This window comes from Bacillus sp. 17RED48, assembly GCF_019837545.1.
Taxonomy (GTDB): domain Bacteria; phylum Bacillota; class Bacilli; order Bacillales; family Bacillaceae_G; genus Bacillus_A; species Bacillus_A wiedmannii.
Genome location: NZ_JADAXG010000002.1, coordinates 655,635 through 677,492, shown reverse-complemented (window position 1 = coordinate 677,492; position 21,858 = coordinate 655,635). Strand labels below are relative to the sequence as shown.

The 21,858-nt window shown below is 37.7% G+C and carries 20 protein-coding genes and 2 other annotated features; of the genes, 15 read left to right on the top strand and 5 right to left on the bottom strand.

Going from position 1 to position 21,858, the window contains the following annotated elements; genetic code table 11:
- The first annotated feature begins 203 nt into the window (after window positions 1–203).
- Window positions 204–441 (top strand) — a binding site (T-box leader).
- Window positions 442–483: 42 nt separating this feature from the next.
- Window positions 484–727 (top strand) — a binding site (T-box leader).
- Between the two features lie 52 nt (window positions 728–779).
- From trpE to ILT06_RS10155, 10 genes are all read left to right on the top strand, one after another.
- Window positions 780–2,198: an anthranilate synthase component I gene (gene trpE / locus ILT06_RS10200; protein ID WP_222655034.1), complete on the top strand. Its 1,419-nt coding sequence runs from the start codon at window positions 780–782 to the stop codon at window positions 2,196–2,198.
- Entirely contained in the window at window positions 2,195–2,782 is a 588-nt protein-coding gene (locus ILT06_RS10195; RefSeq protein ID WP_064476786.1) for an aminodeoxychorismate/anthranilate synthase component II, read from the top strand. Before trpE ends, ILT06_RS10195 begins: the two co-directional genes overlap by 4 nt.
- Entirely contained in the window at window positions 2,779–3,804 is a 1,026-nt protein-coding gene (gene trpD, locus ILT06_RS10190) for an anthranilate phosphoribosyltransferase (protein WP_064476785.1), read from the top strand. The genes ILT06_RS10195 and trpD overlap by 4 nt, the downstream gene beginning before the upstream one ends.
- Window position 3,805: 1 nt before the next feature.
- Window positions 3,806–4,567, top strand: a complete 762-nt coding sequence (trpC, locus tag ILT06_RS10185; protein ID WP_222655033.1) for an indole-3-glycerol phosphate synthase TrpC — start codon at window positions 3,806–3,808, stop codon at window positions 4,565–4,567.
- Window positions 4,564–5,178 (top strand): phosphoribosylanthranilate isomerase, encoded by a 615-nt coding sequence (locus ILT06_RS10180; protein ID WP_064476783.1) that lies wholly within the window; start codon window positions 4,564–4,566, stop codon window positions 5,176–5,178. Before trpC ends, ILT06_RS10180 begins: the two co-directional genes overlap by 4 nt.
- A complete protein-coding gene (trpB, locus tag ILT06_RS10175; protein ID WP_064476782.1) occupies window positions 5,175–6,368 on the top strand; it encodes a tryptophan synthase subunit beta in 1,194 nt (397 codons plus the stop codon). Before ILT06_RS10180 ends, trpB begins: the two co-directional genes overlap by 4 nt.
- A gap of 3 nt (window positions 6,369–6,371) precedes the next feature.
- Entirely contained in the window at window positions 6,372–7,148 is a 777-nt protein-coding gene (trpA, locus tag ILT06_RS10170; protein ID WP_048561487.1) for a tryptophan synthase subunit alpha, read from the top strand.
- 74 nt (window positions 7,149–7,222) lie between these two features.
- On the top strand, window positions 7,223–7,582 hold the full coding sequence (locus ILT06_RS10165; protein ID WP_088048336.1) for a DUF4029 domain-containing protein: 360 nt from the start codon (window positions 7,223–7,225) through the stop codon (window positions 7,580–7,582).
- Between the two features lie 109 nt (window positions 7,583–7,691).
- Window positions 7,692–9,191, top strand: a complete 1,500-nt coding sequence (locus tag ILT06_RS10160; RefSeq protein ID WP_088048337.1) for an L-lactate permease — start codon at window positions 7,692–7,694, stop codon at window positions 9,189–9,191.
- Between the two features lie 90 nt (window positions 9,192–9,281).
- A complete protein-coding gene (locus ILT06_RS10155) occupies window positions 9,282–9,965 on the top strand; it encodes a DUF2278 family protein (RefSeq protein WP_064476779.1) in 684 nt (227 codons plus the stop codon).
- A gap of 14 nt (window positions 9,966–9,979) precedes the next feature.
- Here the strand turns inward: ILT06_RS10155 and ILT06_RS10150 are convergent, their stop codons facing one another.
- Complete coding sequence (locus tag ILT06_RS10150) at window positions 9,980–10,813, bottom strand: hypothetical protein (RefSeq protein WP_088048338.1); 834 nt, start codon at window positions 10,811–10,813, stop codon at window positions 9,980–9,982.
- Window positions 10,814–11,009: 196 nt separating this feature from the next.
- On the opposite strand from ILT06_RS10150, the gene ILT06_RS10145 reads away from it, so the two are divergent.
- Window positions 11,010–11,795, top strand: a complete 786-nt coding sequence (locus tag ILT06_RS10145; RefSeq protein ID WP_064476777.1) for a zinc ribbon domain-containing protein — start codon at window positions 11,010–11,012, stop codon at window positions 11,793–11,795.
- A 19-nt stretch (window positions 11,796–11,814) separates the two neighbouring features.
- The gene (locus ILT06_RS10140; protein WP_088048339.1) at window positions 11,815–13,050 is read left to right on the top strand and encodes a TcaA 3rd/4th domain-containing protein; all 1,236 of its coding nucleotides are present in this window, start codon (window positions 11,815–11,817) and stop codon (window positions 13,048–13,050) included.
- A gap of 45 nt (window positions 13,051–13,095) precedes the next feature.
- Here ILT06_RS10140 and ILT06_RS10135 read toward each other — a convergent pair whose 3' ends face one another.
- Window positions 13,096–13,527, bottom strand: coding sequence for a hypothetical protein (locus ILT06_RS10135; protein WP_222655032.1), 432 nt, complete (start codon window positions 13,525–13,527; stop codon window positions 13,096–13,098).
- A gap of 199 nt (window positions 13,528–13,726) precedes the next feature.
- On the opposite strand from ILT06_RS10135, the gene ILT06_RS10130 reads away from it, so the two are divergent.
- The 3 genes from ILT06_RS10130 to ILT06_RS10120 all read left to right on the top strand — a co-directional run bounded on the left by ILT06_RS10130 (window position 13,727) and on the right by ILT06_RS10120 (window position 16,355).
- Window positions 13,727–15,061, top strand: coding sequence for an FAD-dependent oxidoreductase (locus ILT06_RS10130; protein ID WP_064476774.1), 1,335 nt, complete (start codon window positions 13,727–13,729; stop codon window positions 15,059–15,061).
- A gap of 99 nt (window positions 15,062–15,160) precedes the next feature.
- Window positions 15,161–15,649, top strand: a complete 489-nt coding sequence (locus ILT06_RS10125) for a GNAT family N-acetyltransferase (protein ID WP_098101831.1) — start codon at window positions 15,161–15,163, stop codon at window positions 15,647–15,649.
- 295 nt (window positions 15,650–15,944) lie between these two features.
- Entirely contained in the window at window positions 15,945–16,355 is a 411-nt protein-coding gene (locus tag ILT06_RS10120) for a DUF3908 family protein (RefSeq protein WP_000996806.1), read from the top strand.
- A gap of 30 nt (window positions 16,356–16,385) precedes the next feature.
- On the opposite strand, the gene ILT06_RS10115 is transcribed toward ILT06_RS10120, so the two are convergent.
- Genes ILT06_RS10115 through ILT06_RS10105 form a run of 3 tightly spaced genes read right to left on the bottom strand, consistent with a single transcriptional unit; the run spans window position 16,386 to window position 21,809 of the window.
- Window positions 16,386–17,927, bottom strand: a complete 1,542-nt coding sequence (locus ILT06_RS10115) for a SagB family peptide dehydrogenase (protein ID WP_088048342.1) — start codon at window positions 17,925–17,927, stop codon at window positions 16,386–16,388.
- 16 nt (window positions 17,928–17,943) lie between these two features.
- Window positions 17,944–19,893, bottom strand: a complete 1,950-nt coding sequence (locus tag ILT06_RS10110) for a TOMM precursor leader peptide-binding protein (protein WP_088048343.1) — start codon at window positions 19,891–19,893, stop codon at window positions 17,944–17,946.
- Window positions 19,890–21,809: a putative thiazole-containing bacteriocin maturation protein gene (locus ILT06_RS10105; RefSeq protein ID WP_088048344.1), complete on the bottom strand. Its 1,920-nt coding sequence runs from the start codon at window positions 21,807–21,809 to the stop codon at window positions 19,890–19,892. The genes ILT06_RS10110 and ILT06_RS10105 overlap by 4 nt, the downstream gene beginning before the upstream one ends.
- Window positions 21,810–21,858: the final 49 nt, after the last annotated feature.

Sequence of the window (21,858 nt, the reverse complement as noted above, 5' to 3'; positions counted from 1 at the left end):
TGTAAGCGTTTTTTGACATCATTTTACTTTTTTAATATATAATATTCATGCAAAAAACCTTATTTTTAATAGAGTATTTATTATATTTACATAAAAAGAGGTTGTTTTGTCAATATAATATTGAAAGGAGAGAAAAATAAAATTCTTTTAAAAGTATTGACTTATGAAAAAAGTTAGGTCTATAATGAGTGCAACTTAAAAAAATGCAAGCGTTGATGAAGAAGAGTACACATGATGAACATGTCAGAGAGCTGATGGTTGGTGCGAATCAGTATGGGATTGATGTGGAATGGGCTTCGGAGCTTCCAAACCGAAACGAAAGAAGTAGGCTTTGGCGACATGATCTCATCGATACAAGAGACACGTATTGTTTTTGATACGGTAAAGTGCGTTACATTTGTAACGAATTAAGGTGGCACCACGGGAGTACCCGTCCTTTCTATAGGATGAGTACTCCCTTTTTGTGTACAAAAAATTAAATAAATGAAATCGTTGAAGTAAGAAGAGTACGTATATTGGAGACGTTACAGAGAGCCGGGGATAGGTGGGAGCCCGGTGCGGTGCCATATACGGAATGGGCTTACGAGAGGTATGCTGAACAATTATTTTCAGTAGGCAACCCGGGTTCCGCCGTTACAAGGATAAGGTATATATTTTGTACCTGAATAAAGCGGATGCTTTTGCGTCCAACATGAGGTGGTACCACGGTAAATTTATCGTCCTCTACATATTTTCGATATGTAGAGGACTTTTTTATTTTTCAGATTGAGGTGAAAGGCATGATGACAAAAGAGGAATTTATGAAGCAAAAAGAAAAGGGAAGAACATTTGTAGTAATCGCTGAAGAAGAAGGAGATAGCATTACGCCAATTTCTTTATATAGACGTATGAAGGGAAAGAAAAAGTTTTTATTAGAAAGCTCCCAGCTTCATCAAGATAAAGGACGCTATTCATATTTAGGATGTAACCCGTATGGTGAAGTGAAAAGCGTTGGTACGGAAGTGGAACGAACGATTTATGGCCAAACAGAAAAGCTGCAAGGTAACGTAATACAAGTGTTAGAAGAAGTAATCAAGTCAGCGCAAGTAGACAGTCCATTCCCATTTTGCGGAGGAGCAGTTGGTTATATTGGTTATGACGTCATTCGGCAATATGAAAACATTGGAACAGATTTACACGATCCATTGAATATTCCAGAAGTACACCTTTTACTGTACCGTGAGTTTATCGTGTATGACCACTTACGCCAAAAATTATCATTTGTATATGTATGCAGGGAAGACGATTCAGCTTCTTATGAAGAAGTATATGAAAGGTTGCAAGTATACAAAGAGGAAGTGTTACAGGGAGAAGCAGTGGAAGTAATTCAAATAAGGTCAACATTATCATTCACTTCTTCTATAACGGAAAAAGAGTTTTGTGAGATGGTAGAAACGGCGAAAGAACATATAAGAGCCGGGGACATATTCCAAGTCGTACTGTCACAGCGTTTGCAAAGTGAATGTATTGGTGATCCTTTCGCGCTATACCGAAAACTTCGCATTGCAAACCCGTCACCGTATATGTTTTATATCGATTTTCAAGATTATATTGTACTCGGTTCTTCGCCGGAAAGCTTGTTATCAGTTAGAGAAGATAAGGTGATGACGAATCCAATTGCGGGTACGAGGCCGAGAGGGAAAACAAAGCAGGAAGATGCGGAAATCGAAAAAGAACTGTTAGAAGATGAGAAAGAACGAGCGGAGCACATGATGCTTGTAGATCTTGGGCGAAATGATATTGGCAGAGTGAGCGAAATTGGATCCGTGACGATAGATAAATATATGAAAGTAGAAAAATACTCTCACGTTATGCACATTGTATCTGAAGTTTACGGAATATTGCGAAAACAAATGAGTGGATTTGATGCATTAGCGTATTGCCTACCAGCAGGAACAGTGTCAGGTGCTCCGAAAATTAGAGCGATGGAAATTATAAATGAGCTAGAGAATGAAAAAAGAAATGTATACGCCGGTGCAGTTGGGTATGTTAGTTTTTCTGGAAATCTTGATATGGCACTTGCCATTCGAACGATGGTCGTAAAGGATGAAAAAGCATACGTTCAGGCAGGAGCGGGAATTGTTTATGATTCAGACCCAGTAGCTGAATATGAAGAAACGTTAAATAAGGCGAGAGCGCTATTGGAGGTAATGAAATGATTGTACTAATTGATAATTATGATTCATTCACATATAACTTGTATCAGCTGTTAGGTGAATACGAAGAAGATATTGTAGTCGTAAGAAATAATCAAATAACGATAGAACAGCTAGAAGGGATGAATCCAACAGGAATTGTGCTTTCACCAGGACCAGGAAAACCAGAGGATGCTGGCATTTGTATCGAAGTGATTCGTCATTTTTATAAGAACGTTCCCATACTAGGTATTTGCCTCGGACATCAGGCGATTATATCAGCATTTGGAGGAGAAATTGTTAGAGCGGAGCGCATTAAACATGGAAAAACATCTCGTGTGAAACATAATGGAACGTCAATCTTTTCATACGTGACCCAGCCGCTAACAGCGATGCGCTACCATTCCCTTGTTGCAGCACAAACGAGTTTGCCAGAGTGTTTTGACATACTAGCGACAGCGATGGACGACGGAGAAATTATGGCAGTTCGTCACAATTATTATCCGCTATTCGGATTACAGTTTCATCCAGAATCAATCGCGACAGAAGAAGGCGGAAAGTTAATACGTGCCTTTTTAACAGAAGTGAAGGAGGAGGAAAGAGTATGAATAACTATCTTCGTAAATTAGTGGAGGGACAACATTTAACAGAAGAGGAAATGTATAGAGCAGGGCTTCTTTTATTAAATGAAAACATATTGGAAAGTGAAATTGCAGCCTTCTTAGTATTACTGAAAGCGAAAGGTGAAACAGCAGAAGAAATATACGGCCTTGTTCGAGCTCTTCGCGAAAAGGCATTACCGTTTTCGAACCATATACAAGGAGCAATGGACAATTGCGGAACGGGTGGTGACGGTGCACAAACGTTTAATATTAGTACAACATCGGCATTTGTACTGGCAGGAGCTGGCGTAAAGGTTGCAAAACATGGTAACCGTGCTGTATCTAGTAAAACAGGAAGTGCCGATTTATTAGAAGAACTCGGTGTAAATATTAGCAGTACGCCAAACGAAATTGATTATTTATTAGAGCATGTCGGCATTGCATTTTTATTCGCACCAGCTATGCATCCAGCATTAAGGCGCATTATGAAAATAAGAAAAGAATTAAATGTACCGACGATCTTTAATTTAATTGGCCCTTTAACAAATCCGGTGAATTTAGAAACACAATTTGTCGGCATTTATAAACGAGATATGTTACTACCAGTTGCGCAAGTATTACAGAAACTAGGAAGGAAGCAGGCGCTTGTTGTAAACGGAAGTGGATTTTTAGATGAAGCATCATTGCAAGGAGAAAATCATGTTGTCATTTTAAAAGATAATGAAATAGTAGAAACGAGTATTGAACCCGAGAAATACGGTTTCTCAATAGTGAACAATGAAGAGATTAGAGGCGGGAATTCGAAAGAAAATGCAAAGATTACGCTCGGCGTATTAAGAGGAGAAAAGAGTGTTTACCGCGATACAGTTTTATTCAATGCAGGTCTAGCCCTTTTCGCAAATGGAAAAGCAGAAACGATCGAAGAAGGAATTACACTAGCGGCACATAGCATTGACTCTGGAAAAGCATTAGCCAAACTAAACTTATTAATTGCAGCAAGCAATGAAAAATTAGAAAGGGTGAATTAAAGTGGGGACGATTTTAGACAAAATTGTAGACCAAAAGAAAAAGGAAGTTGCGGCATTATATGAAACGTATACACCATTAAAAGAAATTAGAAAGACACATTCATTTGTAGAAGCGTTACAGCAGTTTACTGTCATTGCAGAAGTAAAGCGAGCATCACCATCAAAAGGAGATATTAATTTACACGTTGATGTACGAAAACAAGTGAAAACATATGAAGAATGCGGCGCAGGAGCAGTTTCTGTTTTAACAGACGGTCAATTTTTTAAAGGATCGTTTCATGATTTACAAACGGCAAGAAGAGAAAGTAACATTCCGCTTTTATGTAAAGATTTCATAATCGATAAGATTCAAATTGATAGAGCGTATGAAGCTGGTGCAGATATTATTTTACTAATCGTAGCGGCGTTAACGAAAGAAAAATTAAAAGAGCTGTACAGCTACGTACTAGAAAAAGGATTAGAAGCGATTGTTGAAGTTCATGATGAACAGGAATTAGAAATTGCAATCCAATTAAATCCGCACGTTATCGGTATTAACAACCGTAATTTAAAAACATTCGAAGTTGATTTAAGCCAAACAGAAAAGCTTGGAAAACGATTAAACGAGGAGAAATTACTTTGGATTAGTGAAAGCGGGATCCATTCAAAGGAAGATATTATCCGTGTTAAAAAAGCGGGAGCAAAAGGTGTATTAGTTGGAGAAGCAATTATGACATCATCTTCTATAAGTACCTTTTTCGAAGACTGTAAGGTGAACATATGAAAGTGAAAATTTGCGGCATCACTGATGTTGAAACAGCAAAGCGTGCTTGTGAATACGGAGCAGATGCACTCGGATTTGTTTTTGCAGAAAGTAAGCGGAAAATCACTCCAGGGCTAGCGAAAGAAATCATTGAGGAGATTCCAGCAAACGTGTTAAAGGTCGGTGTTTTCGTAAATGAATCAGTAGAAGAAATACAGAAAATTGCAGATGAATGCGGGTTAACGCATGTGCAACTACATGGGGATGAAGATAATCACCAAATCAGAAGATTGAATATTCCGTCTATAAAAGCTCTCGGAGTGACTTCGGAGGACGATATGAAAGATGCTCAAACATATGAAACGGATTATATATTGTTTGATAGCCCGAAAGAAAAGTTTCACGGAGGAAATGGAAAGAAATTTTCATGGGAACTACTTGTGCATATGCCAAAAGAGTTGCGAGAGAAAACGATATTAGCTGGTGGATTAAATGCACTTAATATAGAAGAAGCGATTCGAACTATTCAGCCATACATGGTCGATGTAAGTAGCGGAGTAGAGACAGAAGGAAAGAAAGATCTAAAGAAAATAAAACAATTTATTATAAAAGCGAAGGAGTGTTCCAAATGAACTACGCATATCCAGATGAAAAAGGTCACTACGGTATATATGGAGGACGATACGTTCCAGAAACGTTAATGCAATCTGTATTAGAACTAGAAGAAGCGTATAAAGAAGCGATGCAAGATGAAGCGTTTCAAAAGGAATTAAATCATTATTTAAAAACGTACGTTGGAAGAGAAACACCGCTTTATTTCGCTGAAAATATGACGAAGTATTGCGGCGGTGCAAAGATTTATTTAAAACGTGAAGATTTGAACCATACAGGAGCTCATAAAATTAACAATACAATCGGTCAGGCACTACTTGCAGTACGAATGGGCAAGAAAAAAGTTGTCGCTGAAACAGGAGCAGGACAACACGGAGTTGCAACAGCTACTGTATGTGCCCTACTCGGATTAGAATGCGTCATCTTTATGGGAGAAGAAGATGTGAGACGTCAAAAATTAAATGTGTTCCGAATGGAATTACTCGGAGCGAAAGTAGAAAGCGTAGCGGCAGGTAGCGGTACATTAAAAGATGCGGTAAACGAGGCGCTTCGCTACTGGGTTTCACATGTACACGATACACACTACATTATGGGATCCGTTCTTGGACCACATCCATTCCCGCAAATTGTTCGTGATTTCCAAAGTGTAATTGGGAAAGAAACGAAAAAACAATATGAAGCGTTAGAAGGGAAATTACCAGAGGCAGTCGTTGCATGTATTGGTGGTGGTAGTAATGCGATGGGCATGTTTTATCCGTTCTTACACGATGAAGAAGTCGCTCTTTACGGCGTAGAAGCAGCTGGGAAAGGTGTTCATACAGAAAAGCACGCAGCTACTTTAACGAAAGGAAGCGTTGGTGTTTTACACGGATCAATGATGTACCTTCTGCAAAATGAAGAAGGACAAATTCAAGAAGCGCATTCTATTTCAGCGGGACTCGATTATCCAGGTGTTGGGCCAGAACATAGCTTGCTAAAAGATATTGGACGCGTTTCGTATCATTCAATAACAGACGAAGAAGCGTTAGAAGCATTTCAATTATTAACGAAAAAAGAAGGGATTATTCCGGCGTTAGAAAGCTCACATGCTGTCGCATACGCATTAAAATTAGCGCCGCAAATGAAGAAAGACAAAGGACTTGTCATTTGTTTATCTGGTCGCGGGGATAAAGATGTAGAGAGTATAAAACGTTATATGGAAGAGGTGTAAAAAATGGGAGTAGAAAAAATTAAAGCAGCGTTTGAAAATGGTAAGAAAGCATTTATTCCGTACGTAATGGGCGGAGATGGTGGCCTTGAAAAATTAAAAGAAAGAATTTGTTTTCTAGATGAAGCAGGAGCGAGCATCGTTGAAATTGGCATCCCGTTTTCAGATCCAGTCGCAGACGGTCCAACGATTCAAAGAGCAGGGAAACGAGCACTAGATAGCGGTGTAACAGTAAAAGGTATTTTTCAAGCATTGATAGAGGTAAGGAAAGAAGTGCAAATTCCGTTTGTACTCATGACATATTTAAATCCAGTACTCGCATTCGGAAAAGAACGATTCATCGAAAACTGTATAGAAGCAGGTGTAGACGGCATCATCGTTCCAGACTTACCGTATGAAGAGCAAAATATTATTGCTCCGTTACTTCGAGAGGCAAACATTGCGCTAATTCCACTCGTTACCGTAACGAGCCCAATTGAGCGAATCGAAAAAATTACGAGTGAATCAGAAGGATTCGTCTATGCCGTTACAGTAGCAGGCGTAACAGGAGTACGTCAAAACTTTAAAGGTGAGATTCATAGTTACTTAGAAAAAGTAAAATCACATACGCATTTACCGGTAGTGGCAGGGTTCGGTATTTCAACGAAGGAACATGTAGAAGAAATGATTACAATATGTGATGGAGTAGTCGTTGGAAGTAAAGTCATTGAGCTGTTAGAAAATGAAAAGCGAGAAGAAATATGTGAATTAATACAGGCAACAAAACAAAAAGAAGAGGCATAAGTCTCTTCTTTTTGTTTTACGTAATAAATGTTAAAATATACAGAAAATACATATAACTTAGAGGGTGAGAAAGCATGCTAAGACGAAAACTACTATATCTTCTTTTAACTGTACCACTATACGCTTGGCTCATTAGCATGACGAAAATAGAATTGATGGCTCTATTTATAGGATATGTATTTATCTTTTCCAACTTAAATCGCATTCAAGAGCAATCTATTTTAGAAATATGTATATTTTCGATTAGTATAGAACTATTTAGTATCGTTTCGATTGTATTATTAAACGAATTATTTCGATGGATCCATTCATTTGAATTAATGAAATTTGGAAATGTTGTATTGCAAGTAATATGTGCTTATATTGTGTTTGTTTTGTTAGATAAAATAGTCGGACAGCAGAGCGTTTTTCAGGATAAAAGAAAATGGGAGTGAAAGGAGCCATTTGGCTCCTTTTTTGAACCTGTTGTAAAAACAATTGAAAATTATGACATCTGTTATATAATAGTTAAAAATTGTATTTTTAATGAAAAGAGATGATAACATGGCCATATTGTTGGCACTTATCCCAATTATGATGATTTTCATTTGTTTATTTTTATTTAAACAAACGTCATTAAGATCCTCTTTAATTGCTTACGTTGTGTCTGTTGGAATCGTTTTACTCTCGCCAACGTTTCAACTAGGGATAAGTGAAACTGTGCACGCAACGATTAAAGGTTGGTTAATTTGTTTTATTGTTGGGTACGTTTTGTTTTTCGGTATTTTTTTATTTCACCTCATGAACAAAATGGGGTACATCGATCAAGTAGCGCGTTTTTTAGAAGAAGTGACGCACGATCGTTTATTACAAATGCTCCTTATGTGTTTTGGTATTTGTCCGCTAATCGAATCAGTAAGTGGGTTCGGAATTGGCTTCATGGTTGCAGCACCTATCTTTCTATCATTGGGCTATAAACCGTTTCAGGCTGTACTGCTTTCATTTATCGGCTTACTAGCTAGTTCGTGGGGCGCAATGGCAACTGGTACGATTATCGGTTCGCAGCTAATAAATATGCCGCTTACAACACTTGGTGCAAATACGGCACTACTAAGTATTCCGATGTTTGCTTATTTCGTCATTCTTTCTTTACACGTTGTTGGTGGCTGGCGGGCCGTAATTGAAAAGTGGAAAGAAGGATTCGGTTTCTTTCTATTATTTTCTCTCGGAATCTATCTTTCTAACGCATACGTAAGTGTTGAACTAGCAGGTATATTAAGTTCTATCGTTACAATTACATTTGGCTTTCTTATCATTAAATTAAAAGGAAAAAGTGAGCAAAATTTAATAACAGAACATGCTGCAGCAACGGAGAGAGAAGTATCTATTATAAAAATTATTAGCCCTTATATATTCTTAACTGTTTGTATTTTGCTTTCTCGCCTCGTACCAGCATTACATGATGTATTCAGATCATATGCCGTTCTTGATTTGAAATCATACTCTTACAAGCTAGAGCTACTATATTCACCAGGATTTTGGCTCGGTATGACATGCTTATTTACTATTATCTTCTTCCGTATTCCATCTCATATTATTAAACAATCACTCTCGCAAACGATAAAACAATGGATTCCTTTTGCGATTACAACGACGATGTTTATCGCCATTTCAGAACTAATGGGTGCATCTGGCATGCATTCATTACTGGCAAAAACAGCTGGTGAAACATTTGGAACGTTTTTCGTTTTCGTTGCCCCGTTTATCGGCGGAATCGGTGGCTTTTTAACAGGTAGTAACGCCGGATCAAATGCGATGTTTATAAAACTACAAATGCAAACTGCGCAAAACGTAGCGCTTCCGTGGCAATACGTCACAACACTGCAAAACACCGCATCGTCAGTAGCGACAATCGCTTGCCCGTCACGGATTACACTAGGGGCGTATTTATGTAACATTCCTTATCGTGAAAATGAATTGTTAAAGAAGACGACGTTAATGATCTTTGGTGCAATTTTGCTAGTAGTGGTAGAGGTTATTGTTTGGTATATGTTGAGAAATTAAAAATCCTCCTAACATAGGAGGATTTTCTTTATGATTGGATAATGTTTTAAATATGAAAAGCTTCTACTAAATGAATAGGAGATGAAATGTATGCCCCTAAAAAACTACGGCGTGTTAAAAGGTACAGTTATACAATCAAAGATTGGAAAAGGGAAAACACCTCATTATCAAGTTCATTTACAAGGTGAAGCAGAAGTAGATTATCGTATTGCAATTAACGTCAAATCGCAAAGTTATCCGTCAGAAGTTTTATATTTTGCGAGCGACAATATTCGGTCAGAAGCAATTAATATTTTACCGACATTACCATTCGGTTTTACAGAAATAAAAAACAATGAACCGAAAGTAGCTTTAGACTACGTAAGAGGTAATGTATTTGAATCGAAACAAATGATTCCTTTACCTGCTGAAAAAGCAGGTGTTGATAATGATTTAAATGAAAAAATAGAACGTTATATAAAACGAGCGATAGAAGAAAAAGCGATTATTTACGCATTTGGTGAAAGATGGGGGCCAGAAGAAAATACACCGGATTCTTACTTCCATTTCGAACCAGGAAACGGTATACACGATATTCATATGAACCAAGGGAATGTAGAGAAATGGAAAGGTGATAATGGTATATGGCAAGACGGAGGTATACTCATTCACTTCGAAAAGGAAGAATCATGGATCGGTATTTTTCTTGCCTTCCAGTCGCAGTCATGGTGTACAGATGAAGATGGGCACGCTCGTGTTCCGGTTGAGCATTGTGATTATAAGAACAATAAGTGATGAGAGGAGGGCGTTCAAAAAGAACGCCCTCCTCTTATTTTATAAAACCCAAAACTAACAAGTGTAGAAAGACAAGAGAACAGTAGTGCCACACTAGAAAATGCGATGAGGTACATATTATACTTTATCACTTTGCCGATTAGCTGGTTACTGTCGTACTGAAATAGTCCTGCGATTATGTTGAATAAAAATAATACGATAAACATGACGATGACACCGTCTATTGATCCTTTAATATCTGGTTTACTTAAAGCGATATGTGCAGAAATACAAATGGCGATAAATAAAAATAGCCAAAAGGAAGGATTCAATAAATTACTTATTGTAAATAAGCTTTTCAATAATACGAACGTCGACAAGAGCATGTTTTGAACCATTTCTATATTAATAGAAGTAGAAGCGATTGTTTTTTCGAGAGTGGTACTAAATAAGAAATATGAATTTGGTACGAAATAGCGCATTAAAAGGATTAGTGCAGTAATACCAGAAATAATAGGACCGATTCCAATGAAGAAGTTCCCAATTCGTTGATATACACTTTTTTGATTGTATTGATGCTGTACGTAGCCTAAAGCACCTTGACTTGTATCTGTTGGGAAAAACTGCGTTGCTACAATTTTATGACGAAATAGTACACACATAATGGCATGTCCAAGTTCATGAATAGGAACACCGATCCACGCCGTTAAAAGGAATCCTTTTCTTCCGAAAGCTCTCGACCAATACATGCGTGTGAGAGATTCTAAATAGCCTAATAGAAATCCAATTACAATGATAACGCCAATTAAAGAAAATAATTGGATTACGCTTGTAAGGAGTATTTGAAAAATTGAGTTTACCAATTCCATTGCCAGTCATCCAATCTGTTAAAAATGTTATTTGTTCTGTTTCATAATAGCATTATTTTTCAAGATTGCTAGCACATATATTTCTTTTGAAAGAAGGATTTCATAATCTTTTTCTTGTAGTCATGTTTTATGTACAAAGTCATATATTGAACTTGTAACACCCTATATGGTATCTGCTTAAGGAGGGAATGAGAGAATGAAATGTCCAGCGTGTCAGACGGAAAATGCAGCAGAGGCAAAATTTTGCGGAAAGTGTGGACATTCGTTGACGGAGGAAGCAGTAGCGAGTGGTGCACAAGAAGAAGGTGAGCAACAAGCACGCGTAGCACCAAAAAAGGAAACTCGACAAAATGAAACAGTAGAGCAAGCGAAGCGGTTTGCAAGTGGCTATTTTCAGTTCTTTAAACATGCTTTCAAAGCACCGACAGCGATTATGAAAAGCGGCAAGGTTGAAGTACGAAATGGAATTGTAAGTCTTGTTCTTATTTGTTTTTTAGGGGCATGTATTTTTTATAGAATGATGAGTGCTGGGGCAGCAGTTACGAGAACGTTAGTGCCAGATGTTTCTACTCTTACATTTTTTGGAGAAGCTGTAACGGTCTTTTTCTTTTTATTGATTTTAACTTTGTTTGTCGGATTTATTATTTTTGTAAGTGGTAAGATGATGAAATCTTCTTTTTCATTTCTTGAAGTATTTGGCGTATGGGGAACGATAGCAACGCCGGCTATCGCTATATTAGTTCTTACTTTTCTTTTTAGTTTTCTATTAATCTTTTTCTTACCAATATTATTATCTGTAGCTACAACTTATATAGGGATTAGTGTAACTGTTGCCATATTAAAATTAGACAACGGCGGATTAGATCTTGTTTACACACTTATTATCGCAAATGTTTTAATTGGAATCGCAACATTCATTGTACTTTGGTCTTACATTAGCACGATAATTCAAACCATTACTCAGGGATTAACTGGCCTCTAAAGAAAAGGTGGTTGAATGGATGAATGTATGTACAAATTGTGGGACTCATTTTGAAGACGGTGTGCAATTTTGTCAAAACTGCGGTCAGAAGAGGGAAAGTCTTGTAGTAAAGAAGACAATGAGCAGCGGTACAAAATTTGGCATTACACTCTTAACATTACTTGCTGTAGTGATTGTGGGACTGTATTTGTACGGATCATCGTATTATAAGCAGGCGGCACAAGTAGATCGAATGATTACTATTGTACAAGAGAGGGACGGGGAGAAGTTAGCTGAAATCGTCACGGCAGATGATCCATCAGTTATTGCAACGAGAGAGAGTCTAATGCCGCTATTTTCGTATATAAAAGAAAATCCATCTTACTTGAATGAATTGAAAGAACAGTTGAGGATAGGTGAAAAACAAGGGAATGGAATTGAAAGAGCAGACTTTTCGTTAACGAAAGACGGAAAGTATTTCTTTATCTTTGATCGGTATAAATTGAAAGCGAAGACGTATTATACGACGGTGCTTACAAATGAAAAAGGTACATCTTTAAAAATGAACGGAAAAGAAATTGATAAGTCTGATGACAAAAAGTTTGAGAAGCAATATGGACCGTTTCTTCCAGGGGCTCAAGTGTTTCAAGCAGAATATAAAAATGACTATGTAAAACTATCACGTGAAGAAAAGGTTGTACTTATAAAACAAGGTCAAAATAATGTAACGATAGATTTAACGTTGCAAGGGCAATATATTACTGTCCAAACGAATGCACCTGGTGCAACATTGTATGTGAATCAAAAGCCAGTTACAGCTCTGGCTGGAGAAGAAATTAAGTGGGGACCGGTAGCAACTGATGGAAGTACGACGATTTATTTAGAACGAAATGGAGAAAATGGAAGGGAGACGACGAAGGTAGAAACGGTAACGGCACTTCCGTCTTATAATCTTCCATTCCACAAGAAGAGTACAGAAAAAACAGTTGTTTATAATGTTACTCCTCCCTCCGCGACTCGGTATGTATATAATGGTTTCATCTTACCGGATAGTGATATTCGAAAACTAACGAGTGCAGACTTAACATATTTATCGAAAGAACAATTGAAAATAGCGAGAAATGAAATATACGCAAGACATGGACACATGTTTCAAACGAAAGATATGCAAGCGTATTTCTCAAAACAGTCTTGGTATAGAGAAAATCCGTATTTTACAGGAAAGCTAACAGATATTGAATCTTATAATGTTGAACTCATCAAATCAAGAGAATAGAACACGTGAAAAAAGGTACAGTGCATAACTGTACCTTTTTTATGGTTATTTATCTGAACCAGGATCCCTTGAGAAAAAGATGTGAAAGAGAAATGTGACTTTGCTTGATCCTCCTGATGTACTAGCTTGTATATGGGATAAAGGACCAGACGTTAGAGCTGCCTCGGAATGGGGTGGCACGACTATTTTGAGCGCATGATCTGATTCTGGTGAGGCAGTAACGGTTATTGTATCATCAGAAAAGTTCATAATTTTAACAGAACCGACTGGAAAGGTGGACTTGCCAGCATGTGATGCTGAAGCGAATTGGGTAGCTTTCCAAATATCTTGCGCAAACGTATCATCGTTAGATAACCAAGCACGGGCACTATATATTGTTGCATTAATGGAAAATTCTTGGTCAAGTGAGAGAGCGGGTTTCGGTTCTTTTGGTTCTTGTGGTTCCTCTGGAAGCTGGGCGAGAAGGCCGGCGCACATGTATGTTTCACCTACTTTCAATAGTAACTGTTATAGCATATTAAACATGTTGTTTTTAAGACACGACGATTACCTATTAAGGCATAGGTTCGTGCACCAAATTTGAAGATGGAATTCTCTTTCTTTACAATGGGAGTAGGTGTTATTTCTATAAAATATGGAAAACGTAAAGAGTATGTAAAAAATAAGGAGTGGTAAAGTGAACTATGTCATTATTGGTGGAGATGCAGCTGGTATGAGTGCAGCTATGCAAATTGTTAGAAACGATGAAAATGCAAATGTTGTAACATTAGAAAAAGGTGAAATTTATTCGTACGCGCAGTGTGGATTACCGTATGTCATTAGTGGTGCTATCGCTTCAACAGAAAAATTAATCGCGCGCAATGTAAAGGCGTTTCGTGATAAATACGGAATTGATGCGAAAGTGCGTCATGAAGTAACGAAAGTCGATACGGAAAAGAAAATGGTGTACGCAGAGCATACAGAGACGAAAGATATTTTTCAATTTCCATATGACCGTTTACTAGTTGCAACTGGAGTACGCCCTGTTATGCCGGAATGGGAAGGACGAGATTTACAAGGCGTTCATCTTTTAAAAACAATTCCGGATGCTGAGCGCATATTAAAAACGTTAGAGACGAATAAAGTTGAAGATGTAACGATTATTGGCGGCGGTGCAATTGGACTTGAGATGGCAGAAACATTCGTCGAACTTGGTAAGAAAGTAAGAATGATTGAGAGAAATGATCATATCGGTACAATTTATGATGCAGATATGGCGGAGTATATACATAAAGAAGCAGATAAACATCATATTGAAATTTTAACAAATGAAAATGTAAAAGCGTTTAAAGGAAACGAAAGAGTGGAACAAATTGAAACGGATAAAGGTACGTATAAAGCGGATCTTGTTTTAGTATCTGTTGGAGTGAAGCCGAATACTGATTTTCTTGAAGGAACAAATATACGTACAAATCATAAAGGGGCAATCGAAGTAAATACATATATGCAAACGAATGTGCAGGACGTATATGCAGCTGGTGATTGCGCAACACATTACCACGTTATAAAGGAAATTCATGATCATATCCCGCTCGGAACGACTGCAAATAAACAAGGGCGACTTGCTGGACTGAATATGCTTGATAAGCGAAGAGCATTTAAGGGTACGTTAGGTACAGGTATTATTAAATTTATGGATTTGACGCTCGCAAGAACAGGCTTAAATGAAAAAGAAGCAAAAGGGCTACATATCCCATATAAAACAGTCAAAGTAGATTCAACAAATATGGCGGGCTATTATCCAAATGCGAAACCACTTTATTTGAAATTACTATATCGTTCTGACACGAAACAATTATTAGGCGGACAAGTAATTGGAGAAGAAGGTGTAGATAAACGGATTGATGTGATTGCAATGGCGCTTTTCAATAAAATGAGCATTCACGATTTAGAAGATGTCGACTTAAGTTACGCACCACCATATAACAGCGTTTGGGATCCAATTCAGCAAGCGGCAAGACGAGCGGAATAGCACTTTTTAAGTGCTATTTTTTTGCAAAGGTAGGTAAACTTTTTTAGCGAATAATAAAGAGGGAGAAACAGTTACATATAGGGAAGGGGATTATTAAAAATGTTTGTAGCACTTCAAACCGTTCAAGAATCTGAAAAAGAAATATTACGTAATCTGTACGCACTATATCTTCATGATCTCTCTACATTCACTCCTAATATAAAGATTGGGGCAAATGGATTTTTTGAATACGAAGATTTGCACATGTTTTGGGAAAATGACGGAATCACTCCGTATTTTATTAAAAGTGATAATGAGATTGTAGGATTTTTATTACTACTGGAACGTCCTTTTTTGAAGAAGGAAAACGACTTTGGTATAAATGACATTTTCATATTGAATCAGTACAAGGGGAAAGGAATCGGTAAACAAGTTATTGCGAATGTACTAAAAGAGAAACGAGGGCAGTATTTCGTTATCGAACTTCTAAAAAATGTACCAGCAGTGTCGTTTTGGAAGAAAGTATATAAAGAACTGAACATTGAATTTGATGAGAGAGAGCAGTTAATTGATGATGAAGAATGCCTCGTTCACACGTTTAAAATTTAATGAAATTGGTGTTCCTTTTATATTACTTTGAAATTTAACTTTATCCCGCTATTTGCGGACAGTAAGACCCCCACCTCAAAATCCAGCGAAAGCAAAGAAGTTAGGTGGGCGATCAACTGCCCGTAAAAGCCCGATTGGTTCAACTAATAATCAGTGGGGATGAAGACCCCTATTGATTAAAGTTTCACTTTATTTTGAATATACCGTTCACCCTTGAAAACATAGTACTTATCGCTTATATTTTCATATAGTATTTATTTTTTAATAAAGCATTGAACGAACCAGGGGGCGCAGTATGGCAATTAATATGAAAACAATCGAAGAATGGATTGTTGAATCAAATACAAGACATGAAGAAGACTTTGGACATGTTGTGGAAGAAATGAAAGAAGTATGTGTCGGACTTGATAACGCGACATTAATTTATACGAAAAATGTATTTTGTTTCGGTAAAAAAGTAGAAGTATTTTTCTTCTTCCAAGACCATGTCGTGATCGGACAAGAAAAAGACGAATATATTGAGATTGAAAAATTAAAGTATGATGCCATTACAAATAGTAATTTAAAAACAAATGACAAAAATACAACGTTAGAATTAAAGTTTGCTAACGGACAATCTATTAATTTAGATAGTTTAAATGATAACTACGGTACGAAAAATTGGTTATTTGCTAGACAAATTAAGAGTATTTTTAAATTAATCTAGTAAAAAAGCACGCCGTCCACCGGCGTGCTTCTAATTACGCAAATCCCCTTTTAACCAATTCCGCGCTCGATACGCCCCAACAGGAATTTGAATAAGAGACGTTTCATTTCCAGTATCTATCCCGTATAACTGATCACATGAATTTGTATCAAAACTTAGTAATGGATGACCGCCCATCCCCATCGCGGTTGCGGCGAAAACGAGTTTATGGACGAGTATGCCAGCTTCCATTTGGTGAATACGGTACCCTCTATAGCCTAATGCACGTGTATAGTAATCTTTCTTTCCGACTACATGTAGGCAAAGCGGTACTTGAAAAAGATTCACGTTATCCATCGTCATACTAGATTGAAGGGGATAACGAAGGTCTCCATATCGAAGTGGTTGTATGGAATGCGTTTTACTGTTATAAGCGTAAGCACCGTTTTCTATATTTTTTACGTTATAAAAACATCCATATAAGGAGACGCGCGCATTTTCATTTACATACTGACCATCAAGGTCGTTGTAATAAGGGAAGGAGAGGCTCGCTTCTTGTAGTAAAGTAGCGAGCTCGGCTGCATCCCATTTCGTGAAAGTAAAGTCAGCATCAGGGGAATACCGTTCTTTACAAAGTTGTAAGAAATCATACGATAACCGTTCTACTTGCGGCAACTGTACAGCGTGCGCATGATGTTGATAGTGCTCTTCATGATGTAGTGTGTGGAAGTGTGCTGTCGATTCGATCATAGAAGCTTCATTTATTTTGGTTATCATAGGATGTTTATCTACTTGCTTTGATCGAACGAAATGTTCGTGGGCTAACGGCGGAATTTGTTGCAACAACTCATGAGAAGTAACTGTTTTATTTTCATGGTAATCATTGTGAAACCAACCAGTTTGCGGTTCTGTACTTAAAGGAACAACAGCATACACGCTTTCTTCGCCTTCTGGCAGTCCGAGTAAATGATTGATTGCGCGGTCTAAAAACTGAAAATATACGCCATTTGTGTAGCCAAATTGTTTGGCACATGCAAGTAATTGTCCGATGAGAACACCGCTATCTAAGCCTTGAAGCCGGTACGAAAAATTATTGTATTTAAAGAAGTTTTTCCAAAACATAGTGGATACGAATGCAGCGCCAAAACAAGACTGTATGTTACAACGGTTGCCAAGTGCTTCCGAAAGATAAGAATCGAAATTTCCTTCACGAAGTAAAACAAGCCGGTGATGCGCGGCATCGTAATGGTAAATGCCGTCTGGATAATCGTCAATCTTTAAATATATATACAATTCATTCGGATATAAAGCACCACCTGAAGGGATAGATCTTCGGAATAAAATTTTTTCGCTATTTAGCTGACATAACTGAGTTAAACCGAATGAGTACCCAAGGTAATGACCAATCTTCTTTAAAGTAGGTGTAGTAGAAGAGTTAGGTAAAGATAATGAAATTTCTAAAGAGAGAGGGATGACAGGTACATTTCGATATAATTTATAAGGAAGTGGTGCATCTGCCCAGTCCACTTCATGATTCGGCATAATTTCATCGATAGAAAAATGGAGATGATGTAAAAAAGTATCCAGCTGCATAGAATCCCCTCCTTTACTATGGAAACGGATGCGGATGTGGATTTAATTGTGCATTCGTTAAAGGCTCAGCGCTATATCCAAGTGTCATCGGTACAGTATACACTCTATCTAGTCCTGTAACCCGAGTGAGATGGTGACCGAACGTCATCGGGAGCATGCCTGGAATAATGACTTTTACACAATGTAATCCGTTTTTTTCTATAAGAGGTACTGTTTGATCTACAACGATTACTTCAAGTCCAGATTGCTGCAGACGGTTTAAAAGTTGATGAAGATCGGATGTTAAATCTATATTAACTGATTGTAATGCATTCATTTCTTGGAACGATTGCACAGGGGCATCGTCACGTAAAAGGAAGTGAAGCCGTTCTTCTGCTTCTTGCAATCCGTACAGCATACTATGGTCTTCCATTTTATTAACGAGATAAGGATCGTGTAAGCAGTTTTCGTAGTGCTCTCTTTTTTGTTCGAGTTCATCGTCTGCTATTAGTAACATGCCAGCTATTTCATGGATGGCACTCTTTAAAGCACGGACAGGATCTAAATGAGAGCCTCCCGCACAAACAACGTTCATTCCATTTTCACGCGTATTTTTCGCAATTACCCATAAGCTTGGGATACCGTGTTCCATCGTTGCGTTAAAAGCATGTAACTCATACCCAGTAATCGTGTACAGTCGCTGAATCATTAATTGTAATTCCGTATCATTTGCTGAACTAAGATCAAGGCGGGGGAGAGGTAATTCGGCATACCAAGTGAGCAAAAAGGCGTCACGCTCTACAATTTCTAAAATGCCGTGAAAAATTGCTTCTTCTAAACTACCACCAATTGCACATCCATTTGATGTTTCATACACGAAAGCATCTCGATGACCGAGACTATAATAAGCAATTGATTCAGGAACTAAAAGTGGTCGGTTTTGTAATAAAGAGTAGCCCCATACCCAGTTTTGTTCATAGTCAGGATCAAACGGTTTAAACGGAAAACTATTACGATTATAATGTTCATTTGTATGTACACCGAGTAAGGGGGGATTAAGTGCATGATCCTCTAACTCATGAAAACTGCCGTGTACATTTGTCTTTTTTCCTCGAGGTGACATACCACAATATCGTTCTAAACCTTCTAAAATAGCAGTCGCTTCACTTATTGCAAATGAATGAGTTCGGCCTGCAACACCTTCATTTCCAAACATTAATGGCATGTTTATAATAACGTCAGCAAATGGTAATAAAGAGTGCTGCATTTTTCCGTTTAACATACCGACGCGATAATCTAAATAATCTCTCGTTAAAAATGTGTTTAGTTCATGAATGGAACGACAGCGATATGCTGCTTCGCTTGCTTTTAAGCTCGGTTGTAACGAAATCGCTGCTGCATCCGCCGTATCATCAGGCAAATTGCTACATACAGGGCAGAGCGGATCGGGAAGAAAAGAATGCCGTGTACATTGCAGTGTTTGTAAGTTTAGTAAAATGAGTTCATTTTCTAAAGAAGAATGGCTATGATTTAATATTTTCTCTGTTTCTGCACGAATAAGATGGCACATTTGTAACATACCATTTTGGGTGGCACGTACATCACGCCTTGTTACATTATCTGCCTTTAACGTATATTTCCGCTGTAGTTCCCACATTTCTTGTTGATCAAAGCCGGCGATAAAGCGGCGTCCATCAGAGCAGTTGGAACAGCCAGTTGCAAGAGGATGAATGTAAGGACCGATAATACCTTCACCAAATGAAGTGAATGCACGTAGCCATGGAATATGATTTGACCGAAACATTAGCTCGGCATCATGATGAATAGTAGAAGGAGAGCCATCATGTAATACGAGAGCGAGATGAATATTTTCAGGGAGTTCTTCTGTAAGGCTATGTTGGCGAATGATAGAATATTGTTTGCATAGTTGATCATGTGCATAGTTTGCAAGTAAGCCATCTCCTATAAGCAATATATTTTGAGTCATAGACTGTCCTCCTTTGCAATTAATACACCGTACACACCATCTAAGTTTTCTTTCAAAAATGATTCAATGGCTAAATCAAACACGAATGGATAAAAATTATGTTCTTCTAAATGTTGCAAGGCAAGCTGCACAGATTGCACACCTGGAACTTCTTCTTCCGCTTGTATTTCCACTCTAAAAGAATCCGTGTCATATAAAATAATAGAGGATTCAGGCAAGATATTAGCTCTGTAAGGAGTCTCTTCATTTTGAATATGAAGAAGTGATAGTTGTAGTGCGTTTCGTAAGGCTAACGTCATATTAATATTAGATGCACCGTACCAGCGATCATTTATACCGACCCAAACGACAGGGAAGCTGAGAATCTCTTCGCTTACTGCTATTTTAGGTGTTTCATGAATTGTAGAGAGAGCATCGTAATAAAATCTACAATGTTTATCATGAATTTCAGTTAAATCAATCGTCGTAATTTCTTCTAGCATATGTGACTGCCGCTCATACAATTTATTATTTAAATGTTGTTGTAGCGCCCGGTATACACCTTCTGTCATCGTTTCTCCAGCGCCAATACCGATATCATTATGTTCAGGAATAAGGCGGTGCATAATTTCCGCTACATATGTTTCAATTCCTGCTAAACCAGCTTCTCGGCGCGCTTCATTATGAGTTAAACCACCACAAGTCATAAGAGGCAGGAGGGAAGCAGGGCCATCTGATAGTGGAGTAGCTACTTGAATATGGCATTGTGATAACGGTAATTGATATGAATCTTGTTCATCCCATACATGGAATAAACCAGCTTCTTTAGAAGTTAATGAGTCGAAAAAGCGGAATAAATCAGTTGAGGTATGTTGGTTGGAACGCTGCTCAAGTTGTTCAGAAAGGTTTTCTATCGTATCAATTGTAAAACTTTCATCAGTTGCGAGAGGATGTTTTATAAAAGGATGCCATGCTCCTTCGAGTGTTTCGTAATTTAATAAAAAGAATTGTGGTTCTTTTTCCCGGTAAGAATCATCAGCGACATGTTTAAGTAATTCAAATACGATTATATTTGCTAACATTGCAGATGGAAGTGGTGAAAATGATGCTGATGAATGTTCATTTTGTAAAGTCGTTTCATGTAGCCGATGCCATGCGGATTCCCAGCATTCTTCACGATTAGCTATTACGATAGGGCCGGCTATACCAAGTGCTGATAAACAGACGGCAGGTATGAAGTTCTTTCCTACTTCTCTACAAATCGTGTGAACTGCTCTTAGGCCTTCAATATCTCCATTTTGAGAAACATACAAAATCCAGTCGAAAGGCTCGAACACTTCATGCAGGGGACGATCAATTGTCGTATCTATTTCCTGAACAAGGACATGATCATCAACTTCATGTGCAAGTTCTACTAGCTCATGAATGCGATCGTAATTTGTTTCCTCATAATCTGTAACAAGGTAATGAAAGGTAGGTAATCCTGATTCTAATAAAGAAGAAACTAAGGAAGTAAGCATATCTCCAGAACCAATTATAAGGACATTTGCCGCGCGATACGTTTCGAATTTTAGAGCGCCTGAATGAGAATCAGCTTCTAAAAATTCAATTTGTGAAGCGTATCTATCAAGTAATGCGCTATTTAATGCATGAGGTGCATCTTGACTTACATCCCGAACGAAACCATTTTCATATAAAATCTCTCCAATTTCAAATACACGATTTTGATAGGGGAGAGGGAGACCATCGGTTATTTCTGCTAAAGAATAATTCCCGTTAAACATTGGCATTAATTTTTCAATCCAGTTGTAAATTCCATCACCGTCCATACGAAATGAACTGGCATTATTTCGAAAATAGACACCCCCGTTTGAGTCGGGAAGGAAAAAAGTATCCTTATTTGCTTTAAGTTTTGCATCAATTGGAAGGTTATTCATTTTAATCCTCCTTACGTTTTAGGCATACATTATTAGCTTATGTTATGAA